Source organism: Acidovorax sp. GW821-FHT09B03, from assembly GCF_059418305.1.
This window is the reverse complement of the sequence record NZ_JBWKPP010000017.1, coordinates 100,104-112,770: the sequence shown is the minus strand read 5'-3', so window position 1 is coordinate 112,770 and position 12,667 is coordinate 100,104. Positions and strand designations below refer to the sequence as shown.

Sequence of the window (12,667 nt, the reverse complement as noted above, 5' to 3'; positions counted from 1 at the left end):
AGCGGCGCCCGGGGTCAGAAGTTGTGCTTGACGCTCATGTCGAACAGCGTGGTGCGCGTGAGCCTGTCCTGCTTGGCGCTGCCGACGTTGGCCAGGATGGAGGTGCGCTTGCTCAGGAAGTGCTCGTAGCCCACCGACAGCTTGAGGTTCGCATTGCCGGGGCCTTGCGGGTCCAGGCGCGAGACGGCCAGCTTCACCAGGTGGGTGGACACCGGCACCCGTGCCGTCAGCGAGACGTTGCTGCTGTCCACGTTGTTCACCCTGGAGCGTGCATACAGCAGGGCCGGGCGCACGATGCCGAAGTCATACGACGCGGCGGCCATCCACATCTTCTGCTGGGCCGTGGTGCTGTCGTAGGCCGCGCCCACGTAGAGCGGGCCCGAGGTGTATTCGACATTGGCGCCTGCCGTGTTCGAGCGTGTGCCCTCGCCCGCGCTCCAGGCCACGTTGGTCGAGAAGCCGCCCCAGGTGGCGCTGCGCAGGCCGATGGTGTTGTCGCTGCGGATGCCGCTCACGGGCACGCCATAGTTGGCCAGCAGATGCCGCGGCCCCGGCGTGGCCACCGTGTCGAAACCCCAGGGGTCGGCCTTGAGCGCCACCCAGAAGGCGGGGATGTACTCACGACCCGCATACACCGTGCCCCAGGCCTTGGGCGCGCCCACGTACACATAGGAACGCGCCTCGAAGTAGGGGTTGTGCGCCAGGCCCGTGTCGGCGTCGAAGCGGTGCTCCATCTGGAAGCCGGCTTCCAGGCCGCCACCCAGGTCCTCCACACCGCGAAAGCCGATGCGTCCGGCCGAGCCCTGGCGCACCTGCCACATGTTGGCGGCCGGGCCGGAAGGGCTGATGCCGCCATTGGTGGGGGTGGTGCCGCCGTTCTGGTGGAACACGCCCAGGTCGACGCGGCCATAGATGGTCACGGACGACTGGGCCAGGGCGGGCAGGCAGGCCAGGGCGGCGCAGGCCAGCAGGCCGTGGCGGACAACGGTGGTGTTCTTCTTCATGTCTCAAGTCTCCTCGGGGTTGTGAACGGGGCTGCATGCCCGATGTTCTGGATTGTAGATTTTGGATTTTATAAAATCTGAAATGGAGTATATACTGGCAACATGGACGCACTCAACACCCCCACCTACATTCGTTTGCGCGATCAGTTGCGCAATGACATCGTCGAAGGCGTCTGGGCCCTGGGGGCCCACATCACGCTGACGGAACTGGCCAAGCACTACCAGGTGAGCCAGAACCCGGTGCGCGAGGCGCTGCTGCAGCTGCAGGGCGAAGGCGTGGTGGCCATGCGCATGAACCGCGGCGCCGTGATCCCCACGGTGGATGCGCTGTACATCAACCAGCTCTACAAGATCCGCGGGGCGATCCAGTCCATGCTGGCCGCCGACGCGGCCGGGGCGGCCAGGCCGGCCGACATCGACCGGCTGGTGGAACTGGAAGAAGCGCGCCAGGGCGCGGCCGCACGCTCGGACATCCCTGCCTGCGTGATCGCCAACCGCGACTTCCACCGCTACATGGACGGCATCTCGGGCAACCGCATGGCGGTGGAGATGCTGGAAGGCCGCTCAGCGCTGGTCGATGCCGTGCGGCGCAGCAAGGGCTACGGCAGCGAGCGCCTGGAGATGGTCACGGTGCAGCACGGCCAGATGATCGCGGCCCTGCGCGCCAACGATGGCCAGCGTGCGGCGGCCATCGCGCTGGAGCACGCGGAGATGTCCCGCCAGGATCTGCTCGCCATGCTGCCCAGCCCGTAGCCCACCCGTTTTTCCCTGACGGCAATACCTGCACTCCCTGCCAGGCGGGGAGCGGGATTGCCTGCGCCCAAAAAAACCTGAAGGAGACAACACCATGCAACACCGATATTCCCGCCGACTGGCCCTGACCGCTCTTGCCGCACTGAGCGCGCTGGCAGGTGCCGGCCCCGCCCATGCGCAGAAATTCCCTGACAAGCCCATCACGCTGTACATCGGCTTTGCGCCGGGCGGCGGCGCCGACACGGTGGCGCGGGCCCTGGCCGAAGAAATGGGCAAGAACCTGGGCCAGCGCGTCATCGTTGACAACAAGGGCGGAGCCTCGGGCAACATCGCCACGCAGACGCTGCTCAACAACCCGGCGGACGGCTACTCGCTGGTCTTCGCGGCCATCCACTTCGCCACCAACCCCTGGATCGGCGGCGTGAAGTACGACCCGGCGAAAGACCTGCAGATGGTCTCGCAGATCACCAGCGTGCCGGTGCTGATGGTGGCCTCCAGCGAGAGCGGCATCAAGACGCCCGCCGACGCCGTGGCCCTGGCCAAGCGCACCCCGGGCGGAGCCAAGGCCGCCTCGGGCGGGGTGGCGACCTCCTCGCACCTGGCCATGGAACTCTTCAAGCGCGAGATGAAGGTCGACATGCTGCACATCCCCTACAAGGGCGGCGCCCCGGCCAACCAGGACCTGATGGCGGGCCAGGTGGACCTGATGTTCGACCTCATGTCCGGCTCGCTCAAGGCCACCATCGATTCGGGCCGGGTCACCCCGGTCGCGGTGATGCAGAGCAGCCGCATCCCATCCCTGCCCAACGTGCCCAGCGCCGAGGAATTGAAGCTGCCACGCGGCACCCATATCCGCAGCTGGCAGGGCATCGCCGTCAAGGGCGGCACGCCTGCACCCGTGGTCAAGCGCCTGCACGAAGCGGTGGTCGCCGCCGCGACCAGCGAGGCCTTCCGTGCCCGCGTGGCGCAGCTCGGCTCCGAGGTCGTGACCAGCGGCAAGCCCGAGGACTTCCAGGCCTTCTACCTGCGCGAGCTGGCCCGCTGGCAATCGGTGGTCAAGGACGCGGGCATCAAGCCCGAGTGAGAGAGAGCAAAGGAACCCCATGAAGATCCAAGAAATTCGCTGCCACCTGATGCAGGCGGGCGCTCCGCCGCAGACGGGGTGGACGGGCACGGGCAAGTCGGCCCTGGCGACCTCGCGCAACTGGCTGTTCGTGACCGTGCGGGCCGACAACGGGCTGGTGGGCACGGGCGAAGGCTCGGGCTGGCCCCGGGCCGTGGCAGCGGCCGTGCAGGACCTGGCCCCCCTGCTGGTGGGCGAGGACGCGCGCGGCACCGAGCGCCTGTGGCAACGCATGCGCGTGGCCTGCATGGGCCACGGCCAGACCGGCGTGGTGGGCATGGGCGCCATCAACGCCATCGACATGGCGCTGTGGGACCTCAAGGCCCAGGCGCTGGGCGTGCCGCTGTACGAACTGCTGGGCGGCGCCACGCGCAGCCAGGTGCCGTTCTACGTGCATGCCGCCACGCCCGAAGCGGCACGCGCGGCCGTGGCAGCAGGCGCGCAGGGCATCAAGGTCGGCGGCATCGCCAAGGTGGTGGAGCGCGCCCATGCCGTGCGCGCCGCCATCGGCCCCGACATCGACCTGATGTGCGACCTGCACGGGCCGCCATGGCTGGCGCCGGCCGACGCCGTGGCCATCGGCCGGGAGCTGGAGCCTTTGAAACTGCTGTTCCTGGAAGAACCCGTCGCGCCCGACGACATGCGCGGCTGGCGCCTGGTGCGCGACAAGGTGGCGCTGCCGCTGGCCGGGGGCGAGCGCCTGGCCACGCTGCAGGACATGCAGCCCTTCCTGGCCGAGGGCCTGCTCGACGTGGTGCAGCCCGATGGCGGGCGCTTCGGCGGCATCACGCAGATCAAGAAGCTCGCCGGCATGGCCGAGGCCCTGTCGGTGATGGTGGCGCCCCACTCGGGATCGCTCGGGCCGGTCGCGGAAGTGGCCATGGTGCACCTGCTCAGCGCCATCCCCAATGCGCTGGTGCTCGAGCGCATGGACCCGGACTGGGAGGGGCGCGCACAGGTCATGGACAGCGGCCTGCGCCTGGAGCCCGGCTTCCTTTCGGCGGGCACCGGGCCGGGCCTGGATGTGCGGCTGCGCGAGGACTTCATCGCCGCGCACCCGAGCCAGTGCAATGTCGGCCTGGCCACCGGCGGCTGGAATGCCGGCACCGACCACGAATCTGTTTACCTGCAAGCGCGTCGCCCCCGGGCACGCATCGGACGAGACCTGAAGAACCCATGACACAAGCACTGCACACCCACACCCTGCCCCGCCTGGGGCTCGTATCCACCGCCACCCTGACCACGGTGCTGTTCAAGCGCGGCTTTCGCAATGTCTTCCTGCAGGAAGTGCGGCCCGTGAACCCGGCCACAGCCCGCATGGTGGGCCTGGCCTTCACGCTGCGCTACATCCCGGCGCGCGAGGACCTCGACGGCCTCGACGCCTTCGACGACCCGGCGCACCCGCAGCGCGTGGCCGTGGAGACCTGCCCGGCCGGCCATGTGCTGGTGATGGACAGCCGCGGCGATGCGACGGCTGCGTCCTCGGGCAACATCCTCGTCACCCGATTGATGCGCCGCGGCGTGGCGGGCGTGGTGACCGACGGCGGTTTCCGCGACTCGCCGGAAATCGCGGCCATGCCCTTCCCGGCCTTCCACCAGCGCCCCTCGGCCCCCACCAACCTGATCCGCCACCACGCCATCGACATCGGCCTGCCGATTGCCTGCGGCGGTGTCTCCGTGTACCCGGGCGACGTGCTGGTGGGCGATGCCGAGGGCGTGGTCTGCATCCCCCGCCACATTGCAGACGCCGTGGCACACGAGGCCTATGTGCAGACCATCTACGAGACCTGGGTGGAGGAGCGCATCGGCGCGGGTGACAGCCTGATCGGCACCTACCCGCTCATCGACCCCGAGCGCCGCCAGGCCTACAAAGCATGGAAGGCCGCACACGCCGACCGGTGGCCGCTCGCCCATGACTGATGCGCTGCCCCGCACCATCGCCCTGACCGGGGCGGCCGGCCGCATCGGCCGTGCCATCCGGCCCTACCTTCTGCCCCTGTGCAGCGAGCTGCGCCTGCTGGACGTGGCCGCGGTGCAAGCCGAGGACCCGCGCGAGACCGCGCACCAGCTGGACCTGGCCGACCGCGAAGCGCTGACGCAGGCCCTGCAGGGCTGCGATGCCGTCGTGCACTTCGCGGGCTACCCGCGCGAGGCTGGCTGGGACACGCTGCTGGCGGCCAATGTCGTGGGCGTGGCCAACCTCTGGGAGGCGGCCCACGCCGCCGGCGTGCAGCGCATCGTCTACGCCAGCTCCAACCACGCGGTGGGCCTGTACCCGCGCAGCCAGACAATCGACGGCACGGCCCCGCCGCTGCCCGACAGCCGCTATGGCGTGAGCAAGGTCTTCATGGAGGCGCTGGCCGCGATGTATGCCATCAAGCACGGCGTGCGCGGCTTCGGCCTGCGCATCGGCCACTGCAGCGCCGCGGCTGCGGATGCCCGCGCGCTGAGCCACTGGATCCACCCGGAAGACCTGGCCCAGCTGGTGCAGGTGGGCCTCACGGCCGACTACGTGCACGAGATCGTCTACGGTGCATCGGCCAACAGCCGGTCATGGTGGAACGATGAGCGGGCCCGGGCGCTGGGTTACCGGCCCGTCCACTCGGCCGACCCGCACATCGCAGCGCTCGAATCCGTGCAGTCGGGCGACCCCGTCGCCGAACACTTCCAGGGCGGCAGCTTTGCCGCAGCGGGTTTCGACAATGCACGCACCCCATTCCTCTGAGCCCATCGCCCCCCACGTGCAGGAGCACCCGGGCACCGGCCCCATCGAGGTCTGGCCCGTGGGCAACCGCGTGGGCGAGTCCCCGGCCTGGCACGCCGGCGAGCAGGCGCTGTACTGGATCGACGTGCGCGGCCAGCAGGTGCTGCGGCTCGAACCTGCGCGCCAGCGGCTCACGCGCTGGCAGCTGCCCGAGGTGGTGGGCGCGCTGGCGCTGTGGGGCGACGGCACCGTGCGCCTGGCCTTGCAGCAGCGCATCGTGGACCTGGACCTGCACACGGGCGCATTCCGCACGGTGTGCTCGCTGGCGCCACACGAGCCGCCAGGCAACCGGCTCAACGATGGCAAGCGCTCACCCAGCGGGCGCTGGTTCATCGTGGGCTCGATGGACGACCGGACGGACAAGCAGGCCAGCGGCGGCCTGTACTGCGTGGGTGACAGCGGCGCCGTGCGCCAGCTGCATGCCGGCCTGGTGGTGGCCAACGGCATCGCCTGGAGCCCCGACGCGCGCACGCTGTACTTTTCGGACAGCTTTCGCGGCCAGGTCTGGCAGGCAGCGTGGAACGAGGCCGAGGGCACGATGGGCGCGCCCCGCCCCTTCGCGGACCTGGGCGAGGCCGAAGGCCGACCCGATGGCGCGCAGGTCGATGCCACCGGGCGCTACTGGTCTGCCGGTGTGTCGGCAGGCGCCCTCAACATCCTGGCGCCCGATGGCACGCGGCACCGTCGCATCGCCCTGCCCTGCCGCGCGCCCACCATGTGCGCGTTCGGCGCGGCGGGCGACCTGTGGGTCACGAGCCTGGTGCGGCCGGGCTGGGAGCCCACGGCGCACGACGGCGCGTTGCTCAGGCTGCAGATTCCCCGTTAGGCCGCGCGCAGCGCGCTCGGAGAGACCCCGAGCACGCGCCGCATGCTGCGTGCCATGTGGCTCTGGTGCGAAAAGCCCGCCGCCAGGGCCACCTCGCTGGCCGGCAGCCGGCCCTGGCGCAGCAGCGCGCTGGCGCGCTCCACCCGGCGCTGCACCACGTACTCGTGCACCGGCACGCCCAGCGAGCGCTTGAACAAGGTCTTGAAGTGCGACACGCTGCTGTGCGCCACCTCCGCCAGCACCGGCAGCGAGAGGTCTTCGTCCAGCCGGTTCTCGATGTAGTCCACCACCCGGCGCAGTTGCGCCGCGGACAGGCTGGGCAGTGCCTTCTTCGCGAGCGTGTAGCGGCCCAGCAGGTGCACGGCCAGGGCCGTGCCCAGGCTCTCGGCGTAGAGCCGGCCGTTGGGGGAGCCGGCCTGGCGTTCGGCCTCCAGCGCCCAGGCGATGTGCGCCAGGTGCGCATCCTGGAACTGGTGGCGTGGCGCCAGGGCGGCGCGGCCGGCGGGCAGGCCGGCCTCCTGCGCCGTGCGCTCGAGCAGCGCCGGAGAAAAGCGCAGCACCACCGAGCGGCCGGGCCCATCTTCGTGCCAGATGTCGGCCTGCCCGGCGGCAACGATGTCCACGTCACCGCGCGTGTAGACAAAGCGCTGCGCGCCGCAGATGCCCTGCACCGGCTCGCCCGAGTGCACGCGGATGCGCAGGTCCGCCAGCGGCCTGAGTTCGACCACACCGCCCGGTGTCTCCACCAAGTCCACCTGCAGGCCGGCGCGGCCGGGTACCACTGCCAAAGCTGATTCGTCCATCCGTGCTCTCCAAACAGCCGTTCGTGCGCGACCGGCAAAGCGATTTTTTCGATTATTGGCCTGTCGCCGCGAGCGCACTTTGTGTCCGCGGTTTGGCGTTACTCCACGAAAGGCTTTTGCTATGAACAAGACAACGACCGTGATCGGAATGGGCATGATGGGCAAGAAGCTGGCCGCCCTGCTGCTGCAGGCAGGCCATGCGGTGAGCGTATGGAACCGCTCGCCCGCCGCTGCCGCCGAGGTGGTCGGCCAGGGCGCCACCCTGCACCAGGACGTGGCCCAGGCCGTCGCTGCCAGCGAGGTGGTGGTGGTCTGCGTGAAGGACTACGAGGTGGCCAACGCCATCCTGCTGTCACCGGGCGTGGGCGCGGCGCTCCAGGGCCGCACCGTGGTCCACCTGACCACCGGCAGCCCCCGGGAGGCGCTGGAGATGGACGCCTGGGTGCGCAGCCAGGGTGCCCTGCACCTGGACGGCGCCATCCAGGCCGCGCCCGAACAGATAGGTGCGCCCACGACCCCGGTGCTGGTGTCGGGCGCACAGCAGGCCTTCGACAGCGCGCTGGCCGTGCTCCAGGTCTTCGGCGGCGGCATTGCCTACCTGGGCGAGCGCGCGTCCCTCGCCTCGGCCATGGACTTCGCCACGCTGTCCTATGTCTATGGCGCCACGGTGGGCTTCTTCCACGGTGCCCGCATCGCGGAGACCGAGGGCCTGGACGTCGCGCACTACGGCACGATCATCCACAAGATCGCGCCCTCGTTCGGCGAATTCCTGCAGCATGAGGGCCAGGTGATCCACAGCGGCGACTTCGCCATCACGCAAAGCCCGCTGCGCATCTCCATCGACGCCACGCGCCGCATCGCGCAGCACGCGCGCGACAGCGGCATCCACGCCGCCGTGCCCGAACTCGCGGAGACACTTTTCCGCCAGGCCGAGGAAGCCGGCTACGCCGACGAGGAAGCGGCCGCCGTGGTCAAGGTGATGCGCGCGAACCGCTGAGCGAACGGACTCAGAGGCTGGGAATTTTTTGACCGTGTCCGAGGGGCGCGCCAGAACGCACCGGATCCAGGCGCAAAGCACAGCCATAGCGCGGGCTATGGCGAGCATTTGCAACGACGAGCCGGGGTGTTTTGGCGTGCAAGGCGGGCATGGGCGAAAGATTGTCAGCCTCTCAACGCCCGACCATGTTGCCCGGCACCACCCACTGGTCGAACTGCTCGCCCGTGACATGGCCCGAGGCCACGGCGGCCTCGCGCAGGCTGCTGCCTTCCTTGTGTGCCTTCTTGGCGATGTAGGCGGCCTTGTCGTAGCCGATGTGGGTGTTGAGCGCGGTCACCAGCATCAGCGAGCGGTCCACCAGCTCGGTGATGCGCTCGCGGTTGGGCTCGATGCCCACGGCGCACTGGTCGTTGAAGCTGACCATGCCGTCGGCCAGCAGGCGCACGCTCTGCAGGAAGTTGTGCGCCACCATGGGGCGGAACACGTTGAGCTCGAAGTTGCCCGAGGCGCCGCCGAAGTTGATGGCCACGTCGTTGCCGAACACCTGCGCGGCCAGCATGGTCACCGCCTCGCTCTGCGTGGGATTGACCTTGCCGGGCATGATGGACGAGCCGGGCTCGTTCTCGGGGATGCTGAGTTCGCCGATGCCGCTGCGCGGGCCGCTGGCCAGCCAGCGCACGTCGTTGGCGATCTTTATCATGCTGGCGGCCAGGGTCTTCAAGGCACCGTGGGCGTGCACCAGGCCGTCCACCGAGGCCAGGGCCTCGAACTTGTTCGGCGCGGTGACGAAGGGCAGGCCCGTCAGGCGCGCCAGCTCGGCGGCCGACTGCTCGGCATAGCCCTTGGGGGCGTTCAGGCCCGTGCCCACGGCCGTGCCGCCCAGGGCCAGCTCGCACAGGTGGGGCAGTGCGGCGCGCACATGGCGCTCGCCATGGTCGAGCTGGGCCACGTAGCCCGAGAACTCCTGGCCCAGCGTGAGCGGGGTGGCGTCCTGCAGGTGGGTGCGGCCGATCTTGACGATGCCTTCGAAGTCCTTGGCCTTCTTGTCCAGCGTGGCGCGCAACTTGGCGATCGCGGGCAGCAGCTTGTGCGTGAGCGCCTCCACGGCGGCCACATGCATGGCGGTGGGGAACACGTCGTTGCTCGACTGGCTGCGGTTCACATCGTCGTTGGGGTGCACCAGGCGGCCTTCGCCGAGCTCGCCGCCCAGGATCTCGCTGGCGCGGTTGGCCAGCACCTCGTTGACGTTCATGTTGGTCTGCGTGCCCGAGCCCGTCTGCCACACCACCAGCGGGAACTCGCCCGGGTGCTTGCCGGCAATGACTTCATCGGCGGCGGCCACGATGGCCTCGGTCTTCTTCGCGTCCTGCAGGCCCAGGGCCTGGTTGACCACGGCCGAGGCGCGCTTGACCTGCGCCAGGGCCTTGATGATCTCGCGCGGCTGCTGCTCGCCCGAGATGTCGAAGTTCTGCAGCGAGCGCTGCGTCTGCGCGCCCCACAGCTTGTCGGCTGGCACCTCGATGGGGCCAAAGGTGTCGCGTTCGGTACGGGAGGTCATGGAAAACGGTACTCCAGGGTAAACAACTGCCACAGGGAACAGCACGGCCCGGTGCGCCAGCCACGGGCCGAGAAAAGGGGTGGCCGGGGGGAACCCGGCGCGCCCGGGAGCATAAGGCAAAACCGAACAATTCTCATTTACCAACCCAGAGGCATGGACGGTAGCCGGGGAAATGCCCCTCACCCGGTACACGGGCTCCTCCGGATTGTGACGCCACGGCGCCCGGATGGGCAGGGCCCAATGGGGCACACCTGGGGCACCCGGTTACATACCTAGAGCCCGCACCCCAACAAATCTTGCAACAAATTGGTACACTTTGCCCCAGAAAGAACCCGTTCACGGTCTTTTTCCGGGCCGTGCCGCCCTGGGCGCGCCAAGCCCCATGGACCCCAGGCAGCGGCGCTGCAGATGCCATGCGACCGGCACCTGGAGCCAGCCCCGCCGCCCCTCCCCTTCTTGCGCTGGGCATGCATGTCCTGGTTGGCCCTTTGGGGCCTGCAACCGGGTGCGGCCGCGGCCTGCGCGCGCCCTGAGAGAGACCGTGAACAGGCTCCGCCTCCAGCACAGGCACGCCCTCTTGACGGCGCGCCTGGGCTGGCGCAACCTGCCTATCCACAACCGCCTTTTTCTCCTGCTCCATTCCATGAACACGTTCATGCCCTTCAGCTACAACCTGTTCGTGGTGGCCGCGTCCTTTGCCATCGCCATGCTGGCCTCGTACGTCACGCTGGACCTGGCCCGGCGCGTGCGCACGGCGCAGCGCCGCGTGGGCCTGGCCTGGTGGGCGGCGGGCTCCATCGTCATGGGCACAGGCATCTGGTCCATGCACTTCCTGGGCATGCAGGCGTTCAAGCTGCCCATCGAGATCGGGTTTTCCGGCGGGGCCACCCTGCTGTCCTGGCTGGCGGCCGTGGCCGCATCGGGCGTGGCGCTGGAGCTGGCCAGCCGCGAGCATTTCGGCCGCATGCAACTGGCGCTGGGCGCGCTGGTGATGGGGGCCGGCATCAGCGGCATGCACTACATCGGCATGGCGGCCATGGACATGAACCCCGGCATCGTCTGGGACTACCGGGTGGTGGTGCTGTCGGTGCTGATCGCGGTGCTGGCCTCGGCCTCGGCCCTGCTCATCTTCAAGCTGCTGCGCCGCGTGCGGCCCAGCCAGCGCCTGCCCTACCAGCTGGCCGCCTCCTTCGTGATGGCCGTCGCCATCTGCGGCATGCACTACACCGGCATGGCGGCGGCCCGGTTTGCGGTGGGCGCCGTGTGCCAGAGCGCCGGCGAACTGGGCGGTCCGGGCCTGACGGCCATGGTGCTCATCGCCACCGGCATGCTGCTGGTGAGCACCCTGTTCACCTCCATCCTGGACGCGCGGCTGCAGAACACGGCGCAGCAGCTCACCCAGTCGCTGCGCGAGAGCAACACCCGCCTGCAAGCGGCCAACGACGAGCTGCAAAAGCGCGCCTTTGCCGACGCCCTCACCGGCCTGCCCAACCGCCTGCTGTTCGAAGACCGCCTCATCCACGCCCTGCTGCGCCTGGACCGCACCAACCACCTGCGCGTGGAAGACCGGCTGGCCGTGCTGTTCGTGGACCTTGACGGCTTCAAGCCCATCAACGACTCCTTCGGCCATGCGGCGGGCGACGTGATCCTGCGCAGCGCCGCCGACCGGCTGCGCAAGGAAGCACGCGAGTGCGACACCGTGGCCCGCGTGGGTGGTGATGAATTCCTGATCCTGCTGGAGGATGTGACCGACGTGGCCGCCTGCGTCAGCATGGCCAACCGCGTGCTGGAGTCGCTGGCGCAACCCTTCGAGGTGTCCGGCAAGAAGGTGCAGATCGCCTGCTCCATCGGTATTGTGGTGCACCCCGACCATGGCGAGCGCACCAAGCTGGTGGCCAACGCCGATGCCGCCATGTACGCAGCCAAGCGCGCGGGCGGTGGCTGCTACGCCATGTTCGAGCCCCACATGGGCTCGGATGCCTCCGAACAGTTGGAGCTGCTCAACGACCTGCGCCAGGCGCTGGACCGGGGCGAGCTGGCGCTGCACTACCAGCCCAAGATCGACGGCACGCGCGGCCAGATCAGCGGCGTGGAAGCCCTGCTGCGCTGGAACCACCCCAAGCACGGCATGGTGAGCCCGCTGGTCTTCATCGCGCTGGCCGAACGCTTTGGCCTGATCGGGCGCCTGGGAAGCTGGGTCATCAACGAGGCCTGCCGCCAGACGGCCGAATGGGCACGCAGCGGCATGCGCATGCGCGTGGCCATCAACCTGTCGGTGCACCAGCTGCGCGAAAGCGGCCTGGCCGAGCGCATCGGCCAGGCGCTCCAGTTCCACGGCCTGGATGCCTCGCAGCTGCTGTGCGAGATCACCGAGTCGGTGGCCATGGAAGACATCAAGGCCACGCAGCGCACCTTCGACGGGCTGGCGCGCATCGGCGTGTTCCTGTCCATCGACGACTTCGGCACCGGCTACTCCAGCCTCAACTATTTGCGCCAGTTGCCCGCGCAGCAGCTCAAGATCGACCGCAGCTTCGTGAACGATCTGGAAAACAGCGAAGACGCCCGCGCCGTGGTGAGCGCCGTGGTCAGCCTGGCGCACGCACTGGGCCTGCGCGTGGTGGCCGAAGGCGTGGAAACCATGGGCCAGCGCGACATCCTGCTGGGCATGGACTGTGACGAGCTGCAAGGCTTCTTTTTTGCCCGCCCCATGCCGGCGGATTCGCTGTTCGCCTGGTCACAGGGCGAAAAACCGGAGGGTGCCGTGGACTTCACGCCCTCCGTCATCGGAAGCTTGTAAGCCCCCTCGTTGCCCCTTTGACGGGGCCGCCCCTGCACGGCG

Annotated in this window: 11 protein-coding genes; 8 read left to right on the top strand and 3 right to left on the bottom strand. The window is 69.2% G+C overall.

Annotated elements, in window-relative coordinates:
* Nucleotides 1-14 precede the first annotated feature (14 nt).
* Complete coding sequence (locus AC07PA_RS25140; protein WP_494609069.1) at nucleotides 15-1,004, bottom strand: porin; 990 nt, start codon at nucleotides 1,002-1,004, stop codon at nucleotides 15-17.
* Between the two features lie 102 nt (nucleotides 1,005-1,106).
* Here AC07PA_RS25140 and AC07PA_RS25135 point away from each other — a divergent pair, with 102 nt between their 5' ends.
* The 6 genes from AC07PA_RS25135 to AC07PA_RS25110 all read left to right on the top strand — a co-directional run bounded on the left by AC07PA_RS25135 (nucleotide 1,107) and on the right by AC07PA_RS25110 (nucleotide 6,470).
* A complete protein-coding gene (locus tag AC07PA_RS25135) occupies nucleotides 1,107-1,757 on the top strand; it encodes a GntR family transcriptional regulator (protein ID WP_494609070.1) in 651 nt (216 codons plus the stop codon).
* 94 nt (nucleotides 1,758-1,851) lie between these two features.
* On the top strand, nucleotides 1,852-2,841 hold the full coding sequence (locus tag AC07PA_RS25130; RefSeq protein WP_494609071.1) for a Bug family tripartite tricarboxylate transporter substrate binding protein: 990 nt from the start codon (nucleotides 1,852-1,854) through the stop codon (nucleotides 2,839-2,841).
* Nucleotides 2,842-2,860: 19 nt separating this feature from the next.
* On the top strand, nucleotides 2,861-4,060 hold the full coding sequence (locus AC07PA_RS25125) for a mandelate racemase/muconate lactonizing enzyme family protein (protein WP_494609072.1): 1,200 nt from the start codon (nucleotides 2,861-2,863) through the stop codon (nucleotides 4,058-4,060).
* A gap of 8 nt (nucleotides 4,061-4,068) precedes the next feature.
* Entirely contained in the window at nucleotides 4,069-4,800 is a 732-nt protein-coding gene (locus AC07PA_RS25120; protein WP_494609152.1) for a ribonuclease activity regulator RraA, read from the top strand.
* The gene (locus tag AC07PA_RS25115) at nucleotides 4,793-5,605 is read left to right on the top strand and encodes an NAD-dependent epimerase/dehydratase family protein (protein WP_494609073.1); all 813 of its coding nucleotides are present in this window, start codon (nucleotides 4,793-4,795) and stop codon (nucleotides 5,603-5,605) included. The genes AC07PA_RS25120 and AC07PA_RS25115 overlap by 8 nt, the downstream gene beginning before the upstream one ends.
* On the top strand, nucleotides 5,583-6,470 hold the full coding sequence (locus tag AC07PA_RS25110; protein ID WP_494609074.1) for an SMP-30/gluconolactonase/LRE family protein: 888 nt from the start codon (nucleotides 5,583-5,585) through the stop codon (nucleotides 6,468-6,470). Before AC07PA_RS25115 ends, AC07PA_RS25110 begins: the two co-directional genes overlap by 23 nt.
* Here AC07PA_RS25110 and AC07PA_RS25105 read toward each other — a convergent pair.
* The gene (locus AC07PA_RS25105; protein WP_494609075.1) at nucleotides 6,467-7,273 is read right to left on the bottom strand and encodes a helix-turn-helix domain-containing protein; all 807 of its coding nucleotides are present in this window, start codon (nucleotides 7,271-7,273) and stop codon (nucleotides 6,467-6,469) included. The two genes, AC07PA_RS25110 and AC07PA_RS25105, sit on opposite strands and share 4 nt — an antisense overlap.
* 121 nt (nucleotides 7,274-7,394) lie before the next feature.
* On the opposite strand from AC07PA_RS25105, the gene AC07PA_RS25100 reads away from it, so the two are divergent.
* A complete protein-coding gene (locus AC07PA_RS25100; RefSeq protein ID WP_494609076.1) occupies nucleotides 7,395-8,270 on the top strand; it encodes an NAD(P)-dependent oxidoreductase in 876 nt (291 codons plus the stop codon).
* Nucleotides 8,271-8,442: 172 nt separating this feature from the next.
* Here the strand turns inward: AC07PA_RS25100 and fumC are convergent, their stop codons facing one another.
* Nucleotides 8,443-9,828 carry a class II fumarate hydratase gene (gene fumC / locus AC07PA_RS25095; RefSeq protein ID WP_494609077.1) on the bottom strand — a complete coding sequence of 462 codons (1,386 nt, stop codon included), beginning with the start codon at nucleotides 9,826-9,828 and terminating at the stop codon, nucleotides 8,443-8,445.
* Between the two features lie 643 nt (nucleotides 9,829-10,471).
* On the opposite strand from fumC, the gene AC07PA_RS25090 reads away from it, so the two are divergent.
* Nucleotides 10,472-12,625, top strand: coding sequence for a putative bifunctional diguanylate cyclase/phosphodiesterase (locus AC07PA_RS25090; RefSeq protein WP_494609078.1), 2,154 nt, complete (start codon nucleotides 10,472-10,474; stop codon nucleotides 12,623-12,625).
* Nucleotides 12,626-12,667 lie beyond the last annotated feature (42 nt).